The sequence below is a fragment of the Vreelandella gomseomensis genome, assembly GCF_031451645.1.
In the GTDB taxonomy this organism is placed as follows: Bacteria; Pseudomonadota; Gammaproteobacteria; order Pseudomonadales; family Halomonadaceae; genus Vreelandella; species Vreelandella gomseomensis.
On record NZ_JARWAI010000003.1, the window covers coordinates 137051 to 160689 of the forward strand.

The window sequence follows — 23639 nt, forward strand, 5'->3', positions numbered from 1 at the left end:
GGAAAGTGTAACAGAGTCGCCCACGGGAGCGGCACGCCGTTTTCATGACGACGGCATCAATGCCTCCGGTGCCGCAATCGCAGGGGGCGACGCCAAAAAAGCACGCAGGTCGCTTAATGGCATGGGGCGAGCAAAATAGTAGCCTTGGAAGTAATCGCAGCGGCGCTGCGCAAGGTAGCCAAACTGTTCAGCGGTTTCCACGCCCTCGACCAGCACCTCGAGTCCCATTTTTCCGGCCATTGCCACAACCCCGTCGATGATAGCGGCATCGTGGCGGTCGGTAATGACATCACGCACAAAGGAGCGGTCAATTTTGATTCTGTTGATGGGGAGGCGCTTCAGGTAGCTCAGGCTGGAAAAACCGGTGCCGAAATCATCCAGCGCAACGTGCACGCCCAGCTGACGCAGCCCCTGGAGCGCCTGGATGGCCTGCTCGGCGCTGTCCATCAGTACGCCCTCGGTCAGTTCCAGCTCCAGCAAGTGCGGGGCCAGGCCGCTTTCCTCCAGCACCTGCTCAATCGCTTTCAGAAAGCCGGGACGCTGGAAGTGCATCGGCGACACGTTCACCGCCATGGTGATCGGGCCGTGGCCCAACGCATTGAGCTGCTTGGCAACGCGGCAGGCGGTGGCCAGTACCCAGTCGCTGACCGGGATGATCTGCCCGGTGTCTTCCGCCAGGCCGATAAAGTCCCCGGGGGGAATAAAGCCGCGCTCGGGGTGGTGCCAGCGGATCAGCGCTTCGACGCCAATCACCCGGCCGCTGAGGCCGTGCATCTGCGGCTGGAAGTACAGCTCGAACTGCTCCTGCTCGATCGCCTGCTGCAGCGCGTTGCGCAGGCTGACCCGTTCACTTACCTTGCGATTGAGATCCTCGGTGTACCACTGGCAGGTGTTGCGCCCCCGACGCTTGGCCTTGTACATCGCCAGGTCGGCCTGCTGAATCAACTGGACCGGGTCACTGATCGTCCCGTCGCTCATCGCCACGCCGATGCTCGCGGTAATGCGCAATTCGCTGCCGCGCTGCCAGTAGGGCGTGGCAAGACGATTGAGAATCCGCTCGACGACCTGAATCACGTCGTTTTCATGGGCCAGGTCGGGGAGCAGCACGACAAACTCATCGCCGCCGAAACGCGCGATGGTATCCCAGGGGCGCAGCTCCTCCTCCAGCCGCTTGGCCACCTCCACGAGAATGAAATCACCGACCTCATGGCCGAGGGTATCGTTGATCGGCTTGAAGTCGTCCAGATCGACAAACAGCACGGCCAGGTGACGCTGGTAGCGGCGGGCCAGCATACAGCCCTGCTCCAGGCGCTGGGTGAGCAGCATGCGGTTGGGCAGGCCGGTAAGCGCGTCGTGGCTGGCGTTGTAGGCCAATTGGGCCTGGTACTCGCGCTGTTCGGAAATATCGTTTTGCACGCCGATGAAGTGGGTCACCTGACCCGCTTCATCGCGTACCGGCGAAATATAGAGATCGTTCCAGAACGGCGCGCCACCGCGACGGTAGTTACGAATCACCACATGAACTTCGGACTCCGCCACAATCGCCTGGCGCAACTGCTTGACGGTTCGCGGGTCGGTGTCTTCACCCTGCAGGAAACGACAGTTGCGCCCCCTGACTTCTTGCCGGGTATAGCCAGTGATCCGCTCAAAGGCCGTGTTGACGTACACGATGGGCAGATCGGCATGCCCCGCCTCGACGATCAGCATGCCATTGGTGCTCGATTCAACGCTGCGTTCCAGAAGCTGGAGCTGGCGCTCGGTGGCCTTGCTGGCGGTGATGTCCTGGGTGGAGCCCTGCACCCGAATCACGTTGCCGTCGCCGTCGCGAACCGCCTTGCCGATCACGCGCACACAGAGGGTCTGATGATCGCGGGTGATGATTTCCAGGGCTTCATCGAAGTCGATGCCCTGTTCACAGCAGGCGACAAAACATGCCTTGATGCGCGGCTTTGACGCCGGCGCGTAAAACCCCACGGCATCTTCATAGGAAGGCTGGTACCCCGGCGTGACGCCGTGGATACGACAGACTTCGTCGGACCAGATGGGCCTGCCTTCGTCGAGATCCACATACCAGCCACCGATCAAGGCCGTTTCACCAACGATCTCGAACAGTTGCTGGGTGCGCCATAACTGCTCTTCCACGCGCTTGCGCTCGGTGACCACCCGGGCCACGACGTAGACCACCCCGTCGCCCCGGGAAGGGTCGACCTCGAGCCAGTGCAGCGACCGCGCCACCGAGCGCGCGCGCACTTCAAAGGTCGCGACCTCAAGCCCCGCGACGAGGCGAGCCAGCATCGCCTCGATCAAGGCGTGGTCGCGCTTGTCGATCACCTTCACGGCTTTTTTGCCCAGCAGTTCATCGGCGGTATAGCCCAACAGGTTTTCAAATGCCGGGTTCACCTGCAGCATCCGTCCGTCCAGGTCGATACAGCAGAACAGGTCATGGGAAAGCAGGAAAAATTGATCCAGCTGTCCATGCGGTGCGGCGGGCGTCATAGGGTATCCTGGTTAAGCAGCATGGTTTGCATTCGGGCCGCTTGCGGCATCGGTTGTTTTTACTGGGTAGCCGGGTGCTTTATGATGAGACTTATCATAATTCAAAGGGCCGTGTCAGCGGCAAAAGGAGCATAACGTGGCATCTATCACCAAACTACGCATCGCCACGCGGAAAAGCCAACTGGCGATGTGGCAAGCGGAGTATGTTCGCGACCGTCTGATGGCGGTGCACAGCGAGCTTGAGGTTGAACTTGTGCCACTCTCGACCAAGGGCGACAAGATCACCGATACCCCGCTTTCCAAAATTGGCGGCAAGGGATTATTTGTCAAGGAGCTGGAAGACGCCATGCTGGATGGCCGCGCCGATATCGCGGTGCATTCCATGAAAGACGTGCCCATGCATTTTCCCGAAGGCCTGGGGCTGTCGGTGATCCTGGAAGGCGCCGACCCCACCGATGCGTTTGTCTCGAACCATTACCGTAGCCTTGACGAGCTGCCCGAAGGTGCGCGCATCGGCACCGCCAGCCTGCGTCGCGGCCTGCAAATGCGCGAGGCACGGCCTGACCTGAGCATCCTGAACCTGCGCGGCAACGTCCAGACCCGCCTGGGCAAGCTGGATGACGGCGAATTCGATGCCATCATCCTCGCCACGTCGGGCCTCAGACGCCTCGGCCTGGATGACCGCATCACCCAGGCGATGCCCCCCGAAATCTGCCTGCCGGCCTGCGGCCAGGGCGCCCTGGGCATCGAGTGTCGCCTTCATGATCCTGAATTGATTGCACTTCTCGCGCCATTGGACGATGCTGATACGGCAACGCGTGTGCGTGCGGAGCGGGCGTTGAATACCCGACTGGAAGGCGGTTGCCAGGTGCCCATTGCCGGCCACGCGGTGCTTGACCTCGACAACGAGACCCTGTGGCTACGTGGGCTGGTGGGCAACCCGGAGGGCACCGAGGTGCTCCGTGCTGAAGGCCACGGCTCCATGCACGAGCCCGAGGCGCTGGGCATTCGCATCGCCGAAGACCTGCTGGATCAGGGAGCGGGCAAGATTCTCGCCGAGGTATACGGCAACGAGATATGACGCTGCCGGTACTCATCACTCGGCCAGGAGATCGCGGCCGCGTTCTCGCCGAGGCGCTACGCCAGGCGGGGTACCCGGTCGATACCCTGGACGTCATGCAGCTGCAGGCGCTGCCTGAAGACGCCGCCATGCGCCAGGCCTGGCTGGACATCGACCACTACCATAAGATAGTGGTCGTCAGTCCCTTTGCCGCCGGCTGCCTGAGCGAGGCGCTGGATCGCTACTGGCCGCAGCTGCCGGTGGGCATCGATTATTACTGCGTGGGGCAAGCCACCGCCGCCGCCCTTCACGACCGGCTCGGCGTGCGCGTGCATCTGCCGCCGGCAACGGCCGGCGAGGACACCAGCGAAGCGCTATTGCGATTGGCGTCGCTGCAGACGTTGGCCCACCAGCGCGTATTGATCGTGGCGGGAGAAGGCGGGCGCGCGCTGCTGGCGGATACCCTGGCCGCCCGCGGCGCCCAGGTGACTCGCCTGGCCGTGTACCGGCGCTGCCTGCTGACGCCGCCGAACACCATGCAGGCACATCTCGCCACGGGTGATTATCGGGCGTTGGTCGTTACCAGCGGCGAACTGTTAGAACATCTGGCAAAATGGTGCCAACCGGCAGCGTTGAACCAACCGCTAATCGTTTCCAGCCACCGTTTGGCTACACTGGCTGAAAGACTGGGGTTTCATAGCCCCATCGTGGCGTCAGGAGCCACACCACCGGCGTTAATCGCCGCGTTGGCTCGGGCCTAGACCCAGCGGGTGCCGATGTCGATCAAGGAACTTAATAAGGGCTAGCGACAGATGAGCAAACAAACAAGCGATCAGGACGACACCCAGAAGCATCCGGCGGATACCTCGCCTGAGGACAAGGCGACCGCGTCGTCGTCGTCGTCCTCGACGACCGGCACCCGATCCTCCGGAGGCAACGACCCCTCCTCCTCCGATACGTCGACCTCTTCGTCGTCGCAGCCGTCTACTTCCTCGTCCAGCGGACAGCGTTCGCGACGGCGCCAGAAAAACGCCAAGCAAGACACATCGTCACAAGGCGGGGCGGCCGAGCACTCCTCCAGTGGGGAAACAAAGGCAACGTCATCGTCGGACACCTCATCCAAGCCGTCCGCTGCTGCCCAAGAGACGACCACCCACACCGCCTCGACGTCTTCAACCGCGTCATCCGGTGGCGACAAGGCCGGCACGCCGTCTACCCCTCCTCCAAACAACGGGGGCGGCGGCAAGGGAAAAGGCGGCATGGCCGTCGTGCTGGTGCTGATACTGGCGATCATCGTGGGCGTGTTGGCCTGGCAGGGCTGGCTGCGTCTGGAAGCCCAGCAGCAGCGGCTGACTGAACTCAGCGACCGCGCCGAGGGCAGCGCCACACAGCAGTCGGTCGACGAGCTTGCCGCTCAGCTTGAAAGTAACCAGGCAGCCCGCCAAGAGCAGCTTGAGAGCACCGTCAGCGAACTGCGCAATGAGTTTGCTGACTATCGCAGCGACGTCGACGACACCCTGGACAACGTGCTGGATCAGCTGTCCCAGGAACAGGAAACCGACGAACGCGACTGGCTGCATGCTGAGGCCGCTTATCTGCTGCGCCTGGCCAACCAGCGTCTGCAACTGGAAGGCGACGTTGAAGGCGCCGCCGCCCTGCTGCGCACCGCCGACCGTCGCCTGGCGGATGCCGACAACCCAGCCCTGACCCCGGTTCGCCGCGAAATCGCCAGCGAACTGGCGGCACTGGACTCGGTGCCCCGCCTTGACCGCACCGGCGTTTATCTGACTCTCAATGCCCAGCAGGAGCGCGTGGCCGGCCTACGCCTTGCCCAGGACGTGGAAGAGCGCGCCGTGACCTCAAGCATTGAACAGCCCCCCACCGGCACCTTCCAGCGCCAGCTGGCCCGCTTTGGCGAAGAGCTGAAAGACCTGGTGATGATTCGCCATCACGACGAAGCCCTTGAAGCGCTGGTGACGCCTGAGCAGGAATCCTACCTGCGGCAAAGCCTGCGCCTGATCATCGAGCAGGCCCAGTTAGCCTTGCTCAAGGAAGAACAGGGACTCTATGAAGCGAGCCTCGGCAAGGCGCTCGATCTGCTTGACCGCTACTACGACACCTCACGTGAAGAAGCCCAGCGCGTCATCGAGCGTCTTGAAGAGCTCCAGCAGGTGACCGTCGAGCCCGAGCTGCCCGATATCAGCGGGTCGCAGCAAGCCATGACCGACTTTATCGACAACCGTCACGCGTCGCGCCAGCAAGAGGGAGGTGAGTCATGAGAAAGCTCATCCTGCTGATTGTTGCCGGGCTCGCCGTCGGAGCACTGTTTGGCCATCTGATGATGTCGGTGCCCGGCTACTGGCTGATACGCGTCGGTGATACCTCGGTTCAAACCTCCTTCTGGTTCGGTCTGGTGCTGCTACTGGCGGCTTTCCTGGTGGTGCATTTTGCGTTGCGTCTGCTCAGCGGCATGATTCGCCCGGTGGGACGCTTTCGCACCTGGAACAGCCGCGCCCGCAACCGCCGTGCCATGAAGCGTACCGTACGCGGCCTGGTGGCGATGACCGAAGGGCGCTGGAAGCGCGCCGAAAAAACCCTGGTGAAAGCCGCCGACGACTCCAGCACGCCGCTGGTCAACTACCTGTCGGCCGCCCTGGCGGCGCACTATCAGGGCCACTACACCCAGTCTCAGGAACATATCAACCAGGCCCAGTTGACGACCGAAGGCGCCGATACCGCGATTGGCCTGATGCAGGCGCAATTGCTGATCGACCGCCAGCAGCCCGAAGAAGCCCTGGCGATTCTCAACCGCCTGGACAAGCAGCTGTCGAACCATCCGCAGGTACTCAAGCTTCTCAAGCAGGTGTTCCTGAGCGTCAACGACTGGGAAGGACTACGCCGGCTGATTCCGCGACTGGCGGCGCAGCAGTTGATCTCTCAGCAGGAGCGCGAAGAGCTCGAGTTCAAGGCGTATCGCGAGTTGATCATCTTCGAAGCCCAGAACCCCAGCGATATCGAACGCGTGCGCAGCCTCTGGGCCGACATGCCCGACTACCTGCGCGGCAAGACCGAGCTCATCGTGCTTTACACCGAAGCGCTGCTGCAGGCCAACGAAGATACCATTGCCGAGCGGTTGCTGAACCACTCTCTCGACCACCACTGGGACGCTCGCCTCGTCAAGCGTTACGGACTGCTTAACGTGGATCCGGCGCGCCAGCTTGCCAAGGCCGAGAAGTGGCTGCAGGAGCGGCCCAACGACCCCGAGCTGTTGCTGGCCTGCGGGCGGCTGTCGCTGCGCACCGGCAAGTGGACCAAGGCTCAGGAATACTTTGAAGCCAGCCAGCGTCAACGCCCCAGCGGCGTGGTCTGCGCCGAGCTTGCCCGGCTTTACGCAAGCCTTGGCGAGCACAACAAAAGCCAGCTGTACTACCGCCACAGCGTGGAAATGCTGGCCAAATCGCTGCCTTCGCTGCCCCAGCCAAGCGATGCCAGCGATAGCCAACCGGGCAGCAAGAAAGCCGCCAAGCGCGCCTAGCGTCGCACGGCTGCCACTGAAAAAGGTGCCTGCGGGCACCTTTTTTTATGCGGTTAATAAAAAGCCATTACAGCGCCAGGCGACCAGGACTATTCGAGCGACTCGTAAGGCAGACCCACATAATTTTCCGCAATCGTGGTCAGTCCGGCTTGAGAACTGGTCACATAGTCCAGCTCGGCCAGCTGCATGCGGCTGTTGAAATCGTCTTCATCCGAAAAATTGTGCAGCATGGAGGTCATCCACCAGGAGAAGCGCTCAGCCTTCCAGATACGCTTCAGGCAGGTTTGCGAATAGCGCTCGATCAAATCCGTGCGGCCTTCCTGGTAGACTTTCACCATTAGCCGATAGAGCGTGTTCACATCGCTGGCGGCCAGATTCAGCCCTTTCGCGCCGGTGGGCGGCACAATATGCGCCGCATCACCGACCAGAAACAGCCGCCCGTGCTGCATGGGTTCGACCACGTAGCTACGCAGCGGCGCGATGCTCTTCTCGATCGAAGGCCCGGTGACCAGCTTGGCGGCCACCTCGTCAGGCAGCCGACGCTTGAGCTCTTCCCAAAAACGCTCGTCAGACCAATCTTCTACCTTTTCATCCAGCGGCACCTGAAGGTAGTAACGGCTGCGGGTGGCGGAGCGCATGCTGCACAGACTAAAACCACGCTCATGGCGTGCGTAAATCAGCTCATCCGACACTGGTGGCGTATCCGACAGCATACCCAGCCAGCCAAACGGGTAGACTTTTTCAAACGCTTTGATGCGCTCCTGAGGGATCGCCTGGCGGGAAACGCCGTGGTAGCCATCGCACCCGGCGATATAGTCGCACTCCAGCTTGACCGCCTCGCCGTTGTGCTCAAGGGTGAGATAGGGATGGTCGCTCTCCAGGTCGTGCGGCTGAACGTTGTCCGCCTCATAGAGTGTGGTTGCGCCAGCGGCTTCGCGGGCCTCCATTAAATCCCGCGTTACCTCCGTTTGGCCGTAAACCATGACTTTGCTGCCACCGGTCAGCTCATCCAGTGCGACCCGCACGCGGCGGTTGTCGAAAACAAGCTCAAAACCGTCGTGGGGTAAGCCCTCTTGATCCATGCGCTGATCAACACCCGCCTCGCGCAGCAATTCCACCATGCCCTGCTCAAGCACGCCGGCACGGATACGGCTCAACACATACTCACCGCTGCGCCGCTCAACAATCACATTATCAATGCCTTGGCGGTGGAGTAGCTGCCCGAGCAGCAGGCCAGAGGGGCCCGCACCAATGATCGCGACCTGTGTCTTCATAGCGAATACCTCGTCATTGTCATTATCTAAACTGATGACTTGTATTTTTCAATGAAACACGTCGCATAATAAGGCATGATCGAGGTCAATTATTGGACATTTTGCGCCTTGTTACTCAACCTTGGTCGTACAGGAGGTACAGATGATGCCTGCCTCGTCGGCAACGTCCGTGCCGGTATTCAAGCTCTATGGCGAGACACAGCATTGGCCCACGCCCGACTTGCTCCACTGCGAATCCATCGCCGAACGCAGCCAGCTCCATGACTGGCATATCCGCCCGCATCGACATGCCGATCTCGTGCATATTCTGTTTATTGCTCAAGGGAGTGTTGAGTTAGCGCTGGAGGGAACGAACCACCAGCTGCAGAGCGCCAGCGCTATCGTTGTTCCCGCCATGGCTATTCACGGCTTTATCTTTTCACCGGATGTGGAAGGACACATTATCACCCTGGCCAAGCCGCTGGCCGACCACTTACATGGACTCATGGGTGAGAGCAGTGCGCTAAAAAAAGCCGACTTTTACCCACTGCTACAGGCCAACCGGGCTGAGCGAATTGCCACCCTGGTCGCTCAGATCGACCAAGAGTACCGCCAACCGGCCCCCGGACGGCACAGCCTGCTCGAGGCACTTATTCAAGCCTTGGTGGTCGAGCTATCGCGCCTTGGGGCGTATACCGGCAGCACGACAAAACGCTATGGCCCCCGCCCGCGTGACAAAGGGCGGCAGCATCTGGAACAGTATCAGGCACTGATCGAAGCGCACTATCGCGAGCAGCCTAGCATTGAGCAGTTAGCCGAGCAGATCGGGGTGAGTAGTGCGCACCTGAACCTGCTCTGCCGCCAGCTCGCCGGACGCAGCGCCCTGCAGTTGCTGCATGAGCGTCTGCTGCTGGAGGCCAAGCGACAGCTCACCTACACCAATATGACCATTGGCCAGGTCTCTGACAGTTTAGGCTTTACTGAACCGGCTTACTTCACACGCTTTTTCAAACGCAATACCACGCTTTCACCGCGGGATTTCCGTCGGCGCCAGCAAGTGCCATCCTGAGTCTCCCACCTGTCCTGCCTGGAGGCTGACGTGTCGCTTCCTTGGGCAGGAAAGGCCGTCTCCAGATGGATGGTTCTGAAGCGTCATCAACATGGTTAATGATAATAGGAGGGGCAAGCCTGTCTGAAAAAGGCATGCATTGACTGGCCATTCTGGCAGGGATCGACAAATTATCTGCAAAGAAGCACAAGACCCCGTATCCAGACAAAGGTCACTGTTGTCCGTGAACCTGCTACAAGCGAACACTAATGAACAGGGTAGGCGCAATGACACATCACCCTACATTTCACCCCCTCATTAATGGAGAGCTGATCACTGGCACTCAGCAGATGCCCGTCATCAACCCCAGTAATGAAGAGGTTCTGACCTACTGCCCCCAGGCCACGCCTGCAGACGTCGAGCGGGCCATTGGCGCGGCAAGAGCGGCGTGGCCCGCCTGGCGGGACGCACCCATGGCGCAACGCCGCCAGACGTTGCACGCCATCGCCGACAGCATTGAGGACAATGCCGAGGAGCTGCAGCGGTGGATCACCCTGGAACAGGGCAAGCCGCTGGCAGGCGCCGCGGTCGAAACCAGCCAGGCCCCGGCCATCTTGCGCTACTTCGCTGAGTTGGATCTTTCACCCCGCACGCTGCAAGACGACGAGCACCAGCGCGCTGAACTCCACCGCCGCCCCCTGGGCGTTGTGGCCGCTATCGTGCCCTGGAATTTTCCGCTGGTGATGGCCTGCTACAAACTGGGGCCAGCGCTGATTGCGGGCAACACCTGCCTGATCAAGCCAAGCCCCACCACGCCGCTGGCGACCCTGCGCCTGGGCGAACTGATTGCCGATCTGATACCGCCAGGCGTGGTCAACATACTCCCGGACGGTGGTGATGTTGGCCCCTTGCTCACCGGTCATACCGGCATCAATAAGGTGTCCTTCACGGGTTCCACGACCACCGGCCGGGCAGTTATGCGCTCTGCAGCCGATAGCCTGCAGCGCCTTACCCTGGAGCTGGGTGGCAACGACGCCGCCATCGTGCTGGACGATGTGGACGTCGACGCCGTGGCACCACAGCTATTCGCGCTGGCCTTCGTCAACTCCGGCCAGGTGTGCATGTCGATCAAGCGCCTGTATATCCAGTCCGGCATCTACGACCGCATGTGCGACGCCCTCGCCGAGCTGGCCCGCGCCGCCAAGCTAGGCGATGGGTTAGACCCAGAGACTGAGTATGGCCCCGTGCAGAACCGTCAGCAGTTCGAGACAGTACAAACGCTGCTGGAGCAGGCCCCCCAGCACGGCCGCATCATTGCCGGTGGCCATACCTACGGCCCAGGCTACTTCGTCGAACCCACCCTGATTCGCGATATCGAGGAAGGCAACCCGCTGGTGGATGAAGAGATTTTTGGCCCGGTGCGCTCACTGCTGCGCTTTGATGACGTCGATGAGGCCATAGCGCGGGCCAACAACTCATCTTATGGCCTGGGTGGTTCGGTATGGACGCAAGACCTCACGCTGGGCAAGCAGATCGCCTGCCGACTGGAATCAGGCAGCGCCTGGGTCAACCAGCACTTCGCCATGGCGCCGCACATTCCCTTCGGCGGCCATAAGCAGTCCGGCATTGGGGTGGAGTTCGCCGAGGCAGGACTCCACGAATACACCGCGATTCAGTCGGTGGTGGTCGCCAAGTAACTCACTTGAACTTAACCGGAGCATGCCATGAATATCATCGCCGCCGTTGCCCGCTCGCCTCAGGCACCGTTTGCTATCGAAACGCTACAGCTTGAGGCGCCCCGTGCGGGCGAAATCCTGGTGCGTGTGGTCGCCACCGGCATTTGCCACACCGATATCGCCATGCGCGACCAGCAGCTACCTACGCCCCAGCCCGTGGTGCTCGGCCATGAAGGCGCCGGTATCGTTGAATCGGTCGGGGCCGGCGTGACCAAAGTGGACGTCGGTGACCCTGTGGTCATGACCTTCAACTCCTGCGGGCACTGCCCCAGTTGCTCGGGTGGCCAGGCCAGCTACTGTCATGATTTTTTTCCACGCAATTTTTTTGGCACCCGAGCCGATGGCTCCAGCGGCCTATCAAAAGACGCCGAGCCCGTTCACGCCAATATCTTCGGCCAGTCTTCCTTCGCCAGCCACGCCCTCTGCCATGAGCGCAATATCGTCAAGGTGCCCCCTTCAGCACCGCTGGACCTGCTCGGCCCGCTGGCCTGCGGCGTGCAAACCGGTGCCGGTGCGGTGCTGAACTCGCTTGCCGTGGCGCCGGGCGAATCGCTGCTCGTGTTGGGTACCGGCTCCGTAGGGCTTTCCGCGATCATGGCGGGGTTGGTCGCCGGTGCGACCACCATCATTGCGGTCGACCTCCACGAGCAGCGGCTGGCACTGGCACGCGAGCTTGGCGCCAGCCATGCCATCTCCGCCAACGCAGACGACCTGATGGCGCAGATCTTCGACGCCACGGGCGGCATCGGCGTTGATCATGCGCTCGATACCACGGGCCTGCCCGCCGTCATTCAACAAGCAGTGGATGCGCTGGCGCCGCGCGGCACCTGCGGGATTGTCGGCGCTTCCGACCCCACGACCACGGTGGAGCTGAACCTGACCCATATGATGTCAGCGGGGCGTAGCCTGCGGGGCATTGTGGAAGGCGACTCGCTGCCCGATGTCTTTATACCGGCGCTGATTCGGCTGTATGAGCAGGGCCGCTTCCCCTTTGACCGGCTGGTGACCTTTTACGAGTTCGATCAGATCAACCAGGCAATCGACGATGCCGAGCATGGCCGGGTCATCAAGCCCATCGTGCACGCCTCTACTGCCTGAAGCGCGCTCGTTGATTACATTGCCACCGGATCACCATCTATCCGCCATTGACGTCTGCCAAGCCCGGCCTTGTACCGGGCGATGGCCTCCGTCAACAACGGACGTTATGACCAGGCCTTGGCATCGCTTATTTCCATGCACTTAAAGCAAAAAGAAGGTCGAGAGTACCGGGAACAGAATCAAAAGTGTCAGGCGCAACAGATCAGACACCACAAAGGGGGCCACCCCTTTAAATATCTCCCCCAGCCCCACGTGCGGCGCCATCGCCTTGATCACGAACACGTTCATCCCCACGGGCGGAGTCATTAGCCCCAGTTCCACCGTCAGGACGGTGATGATGCCGAACCACACCGGGTCGATACCCATGGCCTGGATGATGGGGTATACCACCGGCACGGTGATCACCAGCATGGCGATGGAGTCCATGAACATGCCCAGCACAAAGTAGAGCGCCAGAATGCATAGCACGACGACCAAGGGCGTCAAATCCATGCCGTAAAGCACGTCGGTAATCGAGAACGAGATACGCGATACCGAAATGAAATAGCCAAGCGTTTCGGCCCCTACCAGCATAAAGAAGACCACGGCAGAAAGCGCCAGTGTCTCCTGAAGACTGCGCCACAAGCCACTCAGGCGCATGCCTTTGGCCAGGGCATATAACAAGGTCGCGAAAGCGCCGACGCTGGCCCCTTCGGTGGGCGTAAAGGCGCCGAAATAGATACCCAGGATCATGATCAGGAAAACGCCAAAGAACGGCAGCAACCCCGTCAGCGAAGCGAGCTTGGTTTTCCAGGCGGTCGGCTCACCGGCCACGGCAAGTGAGGGACGCAGCCGCATCAGTACCGTGATGGTCAGCGCATACATGACCAGCCCCAGCAGGCCGGGAATCAGCCCGGCCATGAACATATCGCCAACGGACTGCTCGGTCAGTATGGCGTAGATAAGCAGCGCGATACTCGGCGGAATCATGATGCCCAGCGTGCCGCCTGCGGCCAGAGCACCTGTCGCCAAGCCGCGGTTGTAGCCATAACGCTCCATTTCCGGCAGCGCCACTCGAGTCATGGTGCTTGCTGTTGCCAGCGAGGAGCCGGAAATCGCCGAGAAGATACCGCAGGAACCCACCGCCGCGATGGCCAGGCCACCTTTCCAGCCGCCGCAGATGGTTCGCGTCGAATCAAACAGCTTACCGGCCATCCCCGAATGCGCGGCCAGCACCCCCATCAAGACAAACATGGGCACAGCACTGAAGCTGTAGTTCGAGAGCACTTCCACAGGCACTGTCTTCAGCTGGGCGATAGCCGCATCCCAACTGATGATCTGGGCAAACCCCGCCACGCCGACGATCAGCATCGTCAAGGCAACGGGCACACGCAGAATCATCAGTACCAATAACAGCCCCAGCCCCATGGCACCGATTACTTCACTCCCCATGGGCTGCCTCCTCTTCAACGCCAAACAGCATGCCCAACAGCGCATGGATCGCGCTGCGTATACCCAGCAATATGCTCAAGAAGGCCGCCAGATAGTAAACCGGCCCCATCGGGATACGCAGGTCTTGCGTTACCTCCCCATGGCGGGCCGCCGAGGCGGCGGAGTCCAGCAGGCCGAAGAATAGCACCAGACCAAGGACGGCAAACCCCAATAGATAAACGCCATGCAGCCGCGTTTTCAGCGTTGTCGGGAGGCCATGGGAGAAAGCCTCCACCACCACCTGGCTTTTCTCGACATTGGCCGCCATGGCGGCCAATAAAGAAAACAGCATCAGGTAGCTAACCAGCTCAACGCTGCCGCTCACACGAAACGCGATGGCCCCTTCGGTAAGCTTTGATAAATAACGCGTGGAAACATCCGCGATGGTCACTGCCAACAGGCTGATAAGCGCAACACCTGCGACCAGACGGCAAAACAGGGCCAGCCAATGGCTGGCCCTTGACAGGATTGACTGCATGACGGACTACCCCTGTTGGGTGGCACAGGACTCGCTGGCGTCAAGCGCGGCGTCGTAAACCTCTCGGCCTGGCAGGCCCCGCTCTTCAAGCTCGGTGAGATAGCTTTCGATACCGTCCTTGAGCGGCTTTTGCCAATCGGGATGATCCAGCGGATTGTCGATTTCGCGGATGGTGTGACCCGCGTCGGCCGCTTCCTGCTTGCCTTCAACGTCCAGGCGGTCAAATACTTCGCCCGCGTTCTCTGCCCACTTCATGCCCGCGTTATTGTTGATGACGGCTTGTTGCTCAGGCGTCAGGCTGTCGTAAGCGCGCTGATTCATGGTGGCGACGAAAATCAACGTGTAGAACGGCACCTCGGTGTGGTAGTTGACCAGCTCATTGATGCGGAAGCCTTTAAGGCCCTCCCAGGGGAAGCTAAGTCCATCGATAACGCCACGCTGCATGGACGTGTAGATATCCGGTGCCGGCATGCCGACCGGTTCGGCCCCCATATTGTCCAGCATCTGGCCCGCCACAGCCGTTGGTCGACGGATGCGCAGGCCTTCAAGGTCTTCTGGGCGCTGCACATCCGTATCGATGGTATGGATACCGCCTGGCCCGGTGGTGAACATGAACAGCGGGCGCGTGTCCTCATACTCACTATCCAGGTGGCCGTCGTCGTAAAGCGTTTGCAGCACGCAGGCTCCCTGGGTCGCGGTCGTCGCGACGCCTGGCAGTTCGACGATCTGCGACAGCGGGAAGCGTCCAGCGGTGTACCCCTGCGCGGTTGCGCCGATGTCCGCGATGCCGTTTGCGACAGCCTCATAAATGGCGTCTGGCTTGGCCAGGGTGCCGGAAGGGAACATTTCAACGGTTAGATCGCCGCCAGACGCTTCTTCGATGGTCTCGGCCCAGGCTTCAAAAATAGCTTCATTGATACCCGAGGCTCCAGGCCAGAAATGCGCCATACGCAGGGTCGTTTCTGCTTGCGCCGAGGCGGCTGTCACACCGGCGACGGCAGCTGCAAGCAAGCAGCGGGTGAGCATCGTTTTCATAGGGGCTCCAGGCATTTATTATTGGATTCATATCAGTTCGCATAGCGAATATTAGTTCGCCATATAACACTACGTTAGTCCACTATGGAGCGCGGGGCTAATCGACATTGGTCTATAGTCCGTCGAGCGCCTTAACAACGCCTGCGCACCGGATCGGCCCAGGCGCCTCCCATAGCAGAAAACCGCCTTCGCAGGCGCGAAGGCGGTTCACGATGCCAGATGACAATAAAGGCTACTGTGTCTGCTCGGTATACGTCTCTACCAGTCGCGTCGCCTCATCATAAAGCCGTTGGCCATCGAAGCCACGGCTCTCCATGTCGTCAATCCACTGGGCGGTGGCCGTTTCAGCAGCCGCCTGCCAGGATTGCAGCGAATCCTCGGTGATGTAGACCATGTTCCCCTCACCGCTTGCTTCAATGGCGTCAATCGCCTTCTCTTCTGCTTGATCCATGACCTGACCGATGCGCTGTGCTTCCGCAAGTCCGGCATTGTCGTCAATCACCTGCTGCAGCGCCGGCGAAAGCGCATCATAGCTAGCCTGGTTCATGGCCAGCACCATCATGGCCGTATATAGCCCATGTTCGCCCTCGAAAAAGGTGTGGTTCTGGGCAACGTCCAGCACGCCCAGCGCCGCCGCACTTTCAAACGGCAGCGCCAAGCCGTCGATCACTCCCCGGGAGATGGCTTCCGGAATTTGCGGCATTGGCATGCCCACCGCTTGCGCGCCCAGCAGCCCCAGATAGCGATTCATGGTCTTCGAAGGGGCACGAAGGGCCAGGCCATCGAGATCATCAGCACTTTCGATAGATACGTCCCTGGTATGCAGTTTGCCCGGCGTATGGGCAAAGACGGCGATCGGGTAGACACCCTCGAAGTCATCTTGCATATGCGTTGTCGCAAACTCATGGGCCGCCATGCTGGTGGCTTCCCCGGTGGTGGGCAGGAAGGGCTGGTCGAATGCCTCCGACTCGGGAAAGCGATTCGGCGTATAGCTCAACAAGGTCCAGGCAATGTCGACGACCCCGTCCTTGGCCTGGTCGTAAAGGGAGGGGGCCGACCCGCCCAGCTGCATGGCAGGGAATATTTCGACGTTGATGGCCCCGTCGGACTGCGCTTCGATTCGCTGTGCCCAGGGTTCCAGATACTCGGTCTGCACGGGGGTGGAAGGGGCGGCAAAGTGGTGCAGACGCAGGGTCACGGTGTCTTGGGCGTGGCCACCCGCGCTGATGAGCATGCCGCTGATCAACGCGAGGCTGGCGAGTGTGGGTTTTATTGTCATTGTAATGGACTCCTTATTGACGTCGCTTGCTTGCAGGACATGGTGTCCTGCACTTAGCTAAATAGGGTAATGGCGCGGACCAAGCTGCATGGTCATCCAGCGCAAGTCGGTGAATTCCTCGATCCCGGCCTTGCCGCCAAAGCGTCCATAGCCGCTCGATTTGACGCCGCCAAAGGGCATCTGCGGCTCGTCGTGCACGGTGGGCGCATTGATATGGCAAATACCCGACTCAATGCGTTGGGCAAACTGCATCGCCCGGGCGGTGTCGCGACTGAAGACGGCGGCGGAAAGGCCGTATTCGCTATCGTTCGCCACGCGCAGCGCGTCTTCCTCATCCTTGACGCGCATCAGCGCCACCACCGGGCCAAACGACTCTTCGCCATACAGACGCATCGCCTGGGTGACCCCATCGACCACGGTCGGCTGCATGATGACGCCTTCGGCCTTGCCGCCGCAGGCGAGGCGCGCGCCGTGCTGCCGGGCGTCGTCGATCAGGGCATTAAGTTTCTCGCCCGATTCGCGATTGATCAGCGTCCCCAGCGCATTGCCTTCTTCTTTCGGGTCACCCGCGCGCAGTGTTTCCGCCTTGCGAGCCAGTTTTTCGACGAAGGCGTCGGCGACCGCATCCACCACAATCAGTCGCTCGGTGGACATACAGATCTGGCCCTGATTGAAGAAGGCGCCAAAGGCGGCGGCCTCTACGGCAGCGTCAAGGTCGGCATCTTCCAGTACCACGAACGGCGCCTTGCCACCCAGTTCCAGCAGGACCGGCTTGAGATGGCGCGCCGCCTTTTCGGCAATGATCCGCCCCACCTCGGTCGAGCCGGTGAAATTGATACGCCGCACGGCTTGATGCTCGATCAGCGCATCGACGACCTCGGCGGCCTGCGGGGGCGCATTGGTCACCACATTAACGATGCCATCGCCCAGGCCCGCCTCGACCAGCACTTCCCCGATCAGATGGTGGGTCGCAGGGCACTGTTCGGAGGCCTTGAGGACGACCGTATTGCCGCACGCCAGCGGGGTGGCGATGGCACGGGTACCCAGTATGATGGGCGCGTTCCAGGGTGCAATGCCCACCACCACGCCACAGGGCACGCGCACGCCCATCGCCAGGTTGTCGGGCACGTTGGACGGGATGACCTCGCCATTCACTTGCGTGGTCAGCGACGCGGCCTCGCGCAGGATGCTGGCGGCCACCATGACGTTAAAGCCTGCCCAGCCTGGCGTGGCGCCGGTTTCCTCCACCATCCGTTCGATGAAATCGGCTTGGCGTGCCTCCATGGCATCGGCCGCCTTGAGCAGCTTGGCGCGCCTTTCGCCGGGCCCCGTTCTTGACCAGGCAGGGAAGGCGTTCGCGGCGGCGTCTGCGGCCCGTGCCGCATCGGCGGCAGAGGCCGCCGCGGCCTGGGTGACGACATCACCGGTCAGCGGATTGGCCCGCGTAAAGTTCGCGCATTGTTCAGCGGCACACCGCTCACCGCCAATTAACAGTTCAAGATCCATGGCAACCTCTCGTTTACTTCATTGTCGGTTGTTGTCGGGATTAACGGTGATAACTCTCAAGCCCCGGCTTGATGCTCTTTTCGTCGAGGAACTGCTTCAGCCCTTGCTCACGCCCCTGTTCCGGATCGAGCTGCTGCGCCTGGTCAAGCTTGGCGTAGAGGTACTCTTCATTCTGCTCCCAGGTCAGTTCGCGGCACATCTTGAAGCCGATCTTGGCCGCACGCATCACCACCGGATTCTTGTCACGCAGCGTGGTCGCCAGCTCCCGGGTGGCGTCACGCAGCTCGGCCAGCGGCACACTTTTATTCACCAGCCCCATCTTGGCCGCCTCGGGCCCGGTAAACGTTTCCCCGGTCATGATGTAGTAGAGCGCTTCACGATGGCCCACGGTGTCAGCCATGGCTTTGCTGACCAGATTGCCTGGGGGAATACCCCAGTTGATTTCGGAAAGGCCGAACACCGACTCGTCGGCGGCAATCGCCAGGTCGCAGGCCACCAGGGGCGAGAAGGCCCCGCCAAAGCACCAGCCATTGACCATGGCGATAGTGGGCTTGGCGTAGTGGCGCAGCAGCTTCCACTGCCAGGTAGAGGCGTCACGGCGCACCTTGACCTGCACGATCTCGGGGCTGGCGTCGATCTCGCGGAAGTACTCCTTGAGATCCATGCCGGCAGAAAAGGATTCGCCCTCGCCACTCAGCACCAGTACGTGGGCCTCTTGATCCAGTTCGATGGTCTCCAGCACATCGATCATTTCACGGTTGAGCGTCGGGCTCATGGCGTTGCGCTTTTCAGGGCGATTCAACGTCACCCAGGCAATGCCCTCTTCGACGTTAACCTTCACGGTTTGCCAGCGATCTTGGTAATGACTCATCTCTTGCTCCTCGGGTTTATCGAACGACTTACAACGTTACTTATCAAAAACGATCGTTTAACAATTTGTTCAGCGCTGAACGTCTCGATTAGCTATCTCCTCGCCATCAAGTGGGCGTTAATCTTGGCTGGATCGCGACGTGGTTCATGTCTTACCTCTGGCTCAGTTGATCAAGTAGACGAAGCCAAGCGTGATGGCGGGGAAGAACACCAGCAGAATGATGCGGATCAGGTCAGCGACCAGGAAAGGCAGGATGCCTTTAAAGGTTTCCGTCAAGGGAATGCGCGGCGCCATGGAGTGGATGATGAAGATGTTCAGCCCCACCGGCGGCGTGATCATGCCAACCTCGACGACCACCAGCGCCAGGATACCGAACCAGATCGCCACATCCGTGGCGGGCAAGCCGAAGTCCATACCCATGATGATGGGCAGAAAGATGGGCACGGTGAGCAATATCATCGACAGGCTGTCCATGAAGCAGCCGAGCACCAGATAACATAACAAGATGCCGGCCAGCACCACCCAGGGACTGATCTCGAGGCCTACGATCCAGCCAGCCGTGATTTGCGGCAGCTGAGTCAGGGCAAGGAAGCTGTTGAAAACGCTGGCACCGAGCACGATGAAGAAGATCATTGCCGAGGTCACGGCAGTGTCGAGCACGCAGTCGCGAAGCCCGCTCCAGCGCAGCCCGCCGCGGGTCATCGCCAGAATCCCCGTGGCGACCGCGCCTACGGCTGCCGCTTCGGTGGGGGTAAAGACACCGGTATAGATGCCCCCGATGACCACGATAAAAATGGCGGCACCAGGCCATACTTCCAGTAGCGAGCGCCAGCGCGCTCCCCGGGATGATTTCGCCTTATTCGGCGCACTACTCGGGAAGAGCCGCACGTATAGCGAGATGGCCAGCATATAGCTGAATACCGCCAGCAGCCCCGGCACCAGCGCGGCGGCAAACATTTCGTTAATGTTCTGTTCAGCCAGAATCGCATAGATGACCAGCACCACAGAGGGGGGAATCAGGATCCCGAGCGTGCCACCCGCCGCTAGCGCACCGGTCGCCAGGCTACCGCGATATCCCTGGCGCTCCATTTCAGGCAGTGCCACCTGTGTCATGGTCGCCGCCGTGGCCAGCGAAGAGCCGCAAATGGCGCCAAAAGCGCCGCAGGCGCCAATCGTGGACATCGCCAGCCCACCGCGACGGTGTCCCAGCCAATCGTTGGCGGCCTGGAACATGGCCCGGGAAAGCCCGGCTCTCGCCGCAAACTGCCCCATGAGCAGGAAAAGCGGAATGATGGATAGCGTATGACTGGAAAAGTGTTCGTAAGGGAGCGTCTTCAAGCCATTCAAGATGCCCATCGGCCCGGTGATGAGCATCATGCCTAGCGCACCAACGACCAGCATGGCCAAGCCAATCGGAATACGTGAAGCCATCATGAACAGCAGGACAATAAAACCACCTGCGCCCAGGGTAAGCGGTGTCATCACAGGTCTCCTTGGTCGGCACTGTCTTGCGTCGGGGCCTGTGACCTGGGCTCGTACGCTAACGCATCGGTGGCGCGACACAGACAAACCGCCGTCAACAATGCCAGGCCCACGATGCCGCCGATGTACCCCCACCAGAGCGGTATATCCAGCAGCATGCTGGTTTCCATATAGCGACGTTTATCCAACAGGCCGTGGTAGAGGCGCCAGGTCATTACGCCCGAGACCACCAGAAAGAGGGTCTCGGCGACAACGGCGAGCCCGCGCTGAATAATGGTCGGCGCATGCATCACCACCAGGTCCACCGTGACGTGACCGCCGCGCAGATGGCAGTAGGGCAGGAACAGGAACACCGCGATGGCGGTCCCCATCTCCACCAACTCGTAATTCCCCGTGATGGGGCCCATCCAGTCCAGTAAAGACAGATCGCTAAGGACAGGCGCGCTTGCCAGCCACCGACCCAGGATGCTGACGACGGTGATGATCGCGAGCGCCGCCACTAGCAGGCCGCCGCTTATCGCGGCCACCCGACAGAGCGTCTCGAGGCTGCGGCGCATCAGTGCAGTGCCGGTTTTCGGTACCGTCGCTAAACTGCTCATTGTCTTGTCTCTTTGTTATATGAATTCGCCGTCTGGCGTAGCGCATGGCATCGTTTCTTGCTTGGTCAGGACGCCACCCTGGATACGGAAACTCCCATGACATGCACAACCGGGATCGCCGACACCAAACTAGTTATCAACTATAAGTAATTTTCTTTTAGACAGCATGCAAGCGGCGTTATTAAAAATACGACTAAAGCATTATTCGTCGGCGGTGTCCGGCGCATAGATTTTTACCAGCAGAGACAGCAATTGACGCCGCTCAATCTCACTAAGTGATTGAGTTGCCTGAATATCGCTTTGTTCAGCCAACGCTTTCAGCTGCTCGGTCAACGCCTCGCCCTTTTTGCTGAGGAAAATCCCGTGGGAGCGCTTATCACGCTTGCAGCGTACCCGCAACGCCAGCCCTCTTTCCTCCAGGTGATTGATAAGGCTAACGATTCTGGGCGGATCAATGTCCAGTATCTTGGCCAGGTTCGTTTGGGTTATCCCCGGATATCCTTCAATCACTACCAGCGAAGAGAACTGGGCCGGACGTATTTCATACGCCTGCATGGCTTCGTTGAAATGCTTGAAAACCGTCAGCTGGGCTCTTCTCAAGGCATAACCCAGGCGGTTTTCAAGCGCCAGTCCAGCAACAGACGTCGGCTCTTTATCATCGGGCTCGACCTGGTGAACAGATGCGCTCTTCTTGGATATGGTCATGAAAATAATTCCCGTCTCGAGTGAGTTAGATACAACCAAGGTCTTATACTGGCATCCTAGCCAACTATCTAGTTAACAACTATAACTATATGCGCCAGCATGACAGCACACAATAAAACCAAGAGTTTTCGCTATGGAGCCACGAATGTCACCCCCCTCCCCCGCGTCGCCCAGCCACTCGCAACACGCTCAAGACCATCGACTGCAGGGTGGCGACGTACCTGACTACCCCCGCGCCATGACCCAACGCCTCGTACACTGGGCCAGTGAAACACCGCAGCAAACGTTTCTGGCGGAGCGAGTGGATGGACCGCAGAAGTGGCGAACGCTGACGTTTGGCGATGCGATGGCCCGGGTGACCTGCCTGGCACAGGCATTGCTCGATCACGGCTTGTCAGCGGAACGTCCGCTGATGGTGCTGTCTGGCAATAGCATTGACCATGCCCTGCTCGCCTGTGCCGCCATGCATGTCGGCATTCCCTACGTGCCGGTCTCGCCTTCTTACGCGCTGCTGTCCGAAGACTTCGTCAAGCTGCGGCATGTGATGGCGCTGGTGACACCGGGCATGGTTTTTGTCGATAACGAGTCGCGCTTTAGCCAGGCGCTGGCGGCCGTTTGCGACGACAACATTACCTGCGTGGCCAGCGCGCCGGCTCAACGGTCCCTGGCGCTCGCGTCACTCGCCGCGACACCGGCAAGCGCCGCAGTTGACGCCGCCCACGTCTGCGTAACGCCTGACAGTGTCGCCAAGTTACTGTTTACCTCAGGATCGACGGGCATGCCCAAGGCGGTGATTAACACCCACCGCATGCTGTGCAGCAATCAAGCCATGCTGACGAAGCGACTGGGCTTTCTGGAGCAACGCAAACCCGTGCTGGTCGACTGGCTGCCCTGGCACCATACCTTCGGCGGCAATACCATTCTGGGAATGGCGATTCACAACGGCGGCACTTTATACATTGATGACGGCAACCCCACGGCCCAGGGAGTTCGTCGTACCGCCGAGAACCTGCGCGAGGTTTCACCCACGTTTTATTGCAACGTCCCCAAGGGGTTCGAGGCGCTGGTCGAACACTTACGCGACGACGACACGCTGCGCGCCGCCTTCTTCCGCCACCTGGAAATGATGCACTTCGGCGGCGCCGTGCTGCCCGGGCATGTGCGAACCGCCCTGGAAACCCTGGGACGACAGAGCCGTGGCGCCCCTGTGCCCATGTTAAGCGGCCTGGGCTCCACGGAAGCGTGCCTGGCCTTCTGCACCGACGACCCTGGCGACATACCGGGGCTGATAGGCGTGCCCGTTCCCGGCATGACGCTCAAGCTGGTGGCCACGGACGATAAATGGGAAGCGCGTCTCAAGGGCCTCAACGTCACGCCGGGCTACTGGCGGGATGCCCAGCGGACGCACGAGGCGTTTGACGACGAAGGGTTCTACTGCACCGGCGACGCCATGCGCCTGCTTGACCCCGACCACCCGGAGCGGGGGCTGCTGTTCGACGGTCGACTCAGCGAGAACTTCAAGCTGGTCACCGGCACCTGGGTCAATGTGGGCACGCTACGCCTCCACCTTGTCGAGCACTTTGCCCCTCTGGTACAGGACATCGTGGTGGTTGGCGAAGGGCGCGACTACCTAACCGGATTCGTCGTCTTGAATCTGCCAGCCTGCCAACAGCACCTTGGCCAGGCAAGCGCTTCCCTCGAGGCGCTCGCCACGAACCCCGAGCTGCACCAATGGTTCGCCGAACGCCTGGCCGCGCATGGTCACGGCCAGTCAAGCTCCATGCGGCTGGATCGCCTGCTCCTGCTGGATCAGCCGCTCTCCGCCGACCAGGGCGAAGTCACCGACAAAGGGTCGGTGAATCAGCGGCTGGTTCGCGAGCGCTACCCAAACCTCGTAGCCTGCCTCTACGCCGAGCCGCCTCGGGATGCACGCATTGTGCTGCCCGCCAGCTGAGCACCTAGACACCGACCCCCGGGTTACCCAGTGG

General features: G+C 60.7%; 19 protein-coding genes and 1 pseudogene. 8 read left to right on the top strand and 12 right to left on the bottom strand.

What is annotated here, in order from left to right:
* Positions 1-42: 42 nt before the first annotated feature.
* The gene (locus tag QC815_RS04765; protein WP_230445553.1) at positions 43-2496 is read right to left on the bottom strand and encodes a sensor domain-containing protein; all 2454 of its coding nucleotides are present in this window, start codon (positions 2494-2496) and stop codon (positions 43-45) included.
* 136 nt (positions 2497-2632) lie between these two features.
* Here QC815_RS04765 and hemC point away from each other — a divergent pair, with 136 nt between their 5' ends.
* The gene (gene hemC / locus QC815_RS04770) at positions 2633-3577 is read left to right on the top strand and encodes a hydroxymethylbilane synthase (protein ID WP_230445552.1); all 945 of its coding nucleotides are present in this window, start codon (positions 2633-2635) and stop codon (positions 3575-3577) included.
* A pseudogene (locus tag QC815_RS04775) lies at positions 3574-4352 on the top strand (uroporphyrinogen-III synthase). The gene hemC and the pseudogene QC815_RS04775 overlap by 4 nt, the downstream one beginning before the upstream one ends.
* 36 nt (positions 4353-4388) lie before the next feature.
* Here QC815_RS04775 and QC815_RS04780 read toward each other — a convergent pair.
* Positions 4389-4817 (bottom strand): hypothetical protein, encoded by a 429-nt coding sequence (locus QC815_RS04780; RefSeq protein ID WP_309767234.1) that lies wholly within the window; start codon positions 4815-4817, stop codon positions 4389-4391.
* Here QC815_RS04780 and QC815_RS04785 point away from each other — a divergent pair.
* Together QC815_RS04785 and QC815_RS04790 are read left to right on the top strand one after the other, a co-directional pair.
* Positions 4816-5835 (top strand): uroporphyrinogen-III C-methyltransferase, encoded by a 1020-nt coding sequence (locus QC815_RS04785; protein WP_230445549.1) that lies wholly within the window; start codon positions 4816-4818, stop codon positions 5833-5835. The genes QC815_RS04780 and QC815_RS04785 overlap by 2 nt on opposite strands.
* On the top strand, positions 5832-7091 hold the full coding sequence (locus QC815_RS04790; RefSeq protein ID WP_230445548.1) for a heme biosynthesis HemY N-terminal domain-containing protein: 1260 nt from the start codon (positions 5832-5834) through the stop codon (positions 7089-7091). Before QC815_RS04785 ends, QC815_RS04790 begins: the two co-directional genes overlap by 4 nt.
* An 89-nt stretch (positions 7092-7180) precedes the next feature.
* Here QC815_RS04790 and pobA read toward each other — a convergent pair whose 3' ends face one another.
* Positions 7181-8365, bottom strand: a complete 1185-nt coding sequence (pobA, locus tag QC815_RS04795; protein ID WP_230445547.1) for a 4-hydroxybenzoate 3-monooxygenase — start codon at positions 8363-8365, stop codon at positions 7181-7183.
* 142 nt (positions 8366-8507) lie between these two features.
* Between pobA and QC815_RS04800 the strand changes: the two genes are divergently transcribed.
* The 3 genes from QC815_RS04800 to QC815_RS04810 all read left to right on the top strand — a co-directional run bounded on the left by QC815_RS04800 (position 8508) and on the right by QC815_RS04810 (position 12226).
* Complete coding sequence (locus QC815_RS04800; RefSeq protein WP_309767237.1) at positions 8508-9413, top strand: helix-turn-helix domain-containing protein; 906 nt, start codon at positions 8508-8510, stop codon at positions 9411-9413.
* Between the two features lie 266 nt (positions 9414-9679).
* Positions 9680-11089 (top strand): aldehyde dehydrogenase family protein, encoded by a 1410-nt coding sequence (locus tag QC815_RS04805; protein WP_309767239.1) that lies wholly within the window; start codon positions 9680-9682, stop codon positions 11087-11089.
* Positions 11090-11116: 27 nt separating this feature from the next.
* On the top strand, positions 11117-12226 hold the full coding sequence (locus QC815_RS04810) for an NAD(P)-dependent alcohol dehydrogenase (protein ID WP_230445545.1): 1110 nt from the start codon (positions 11117-11119) through the stop codon (positions 12224-12226).
* A gap of 141 nt (positions 12227-12367) precedes the next feature.
* On the opposite strand, the gene QC815_RS04815 is transcribed toward QC815_RS04810, so the two are convergent.
* From QC815_RS04815 to QC815_RS04855, 9 genes are all read right to left on the bottom strand, one after another.
* Positions 12368-13657: a TRAP transporter large permease gene (locus tag QC815_RS04815; protein ID WP_230445544.1), complete on the bottom strand. Its 1290-nt coding sequence runs from the start codon at positions 13655-13657 to the stop codon at positions 12368-12370.
* Positions 13647-14174 (bottom strand): TRAP transporter small permease, encoded by a 528-nt coding sequence (locus QC815_RS04820; RefSeq protein ID WP_309767242.1) that lies wholly within the window; start codon positions 14172-14174, stop codon positions 13647-13649. Before QC815_RS04820 ends, QC815_RS04815 begins: the two co-directional genes overlap by 11 nt.
* Before the next feature lie 6 nt (positions 14175-14180).
* Positions 14181-15209 (bottom strand): TRAP transporter substrate-binding protein, encoded by a 1029-nt coding sequence (locus tag QC815_RS04825; protein WP_230445542.1) that lies wholly within the window; start codon positions 15207-15209, stop codon positions 14181-14183.
* Between the two features lie 232 nt (positions 15210-15441).
* The gene (locus tag QC815_RS04830) at positions 15442-16488 is read right to left on the bottom strand and encodes a TRAP transporter substrate-binding protein (protein WP_309767245.1); all 1047 of its coding nucleotides are present in this window, start codon (positions 16486-16488) and stop codon (positions 15442-15444) included.
* Between the two features lie 57 nt (positions 16489-16545).
* The gene (locus QC815_RS04835) at positions 16546-17994 is read right to left on the bottom strand and encodes an aldehyde dehydrogenase (protein WP_309767247.1); all 1449 of its coding nucleotides are present in this window, start codon (positions 17992-17994) and stop codon (positions 16546-16548) included.
* Between the two features lie 40 nt (positions 17995-18034).
* The gene (locus QC815_RS04840) at positions 18035-18865 is read right to left on the bottom strand and encodes a p-hydroxycinnamoyl CoA hydratase/lyase (RefSeq protein WP_066316404.1); all 831 of its coding nucleotides are present in this window, start codon (positions 18863-18865) and stop codon (positions 18035-18037) included.
* Positions 18866-19027: 162 nt separating this feature from the next.
* On the bottom strand, positions 19028-20347 hold the full coding sequence (locus QC815_RS04845) for a TRAP transporter large permease (protein WP_309767249.1): 1320 nt from the start codon (positions 20345-20347) through the stop codon (positions 19028-19030).
* The gene (locus QC815_RS04850) at positions 20347-20946 is read right to left on the bottom strand and encodes a TRAP transporter small permease (RefSeq protein ID WP_230445538.1); all 600 of its coding nucleotides are present in this window, start codon (positions 20944-20946) and stop codon (positions 20347-20349) included. Before QC815_RS04850 ends, QC815_RS04845 begins: the two co-directional genes overlap by 1 nt.
* 201 nt (positions 20947-21147) lie before the next feature.
* Positions 21148-21651, bottom strand: a complete 504-nt coding sequence (locus QC815_RS04855; RefSeq protein ID WP_230445537.1) for a MarR family winged helix-turn-helix transcriptional regulator — start codon at positions 21649-21651, stop codon at positions 21148-21150.
* Positions 21652-21796: 145 nt separating this feature from the next.
* On the opposite strand from QC815_RS04855, the gene QC815_RS04860 reads away from it, so the two are divergent.
* Positions 21797-23605 (top strand): feruloyl-CoA synthase, encoded by a 1809-nt coding sequence (locus QC815_RS04860; RefSeq protein WP_309767252.1) that lies wholly within the window; start codon positions 21797-21799, stop codon positions 23603-23605.
* Positions 23606-23639 lie beyond the last annotated feature (34 nt).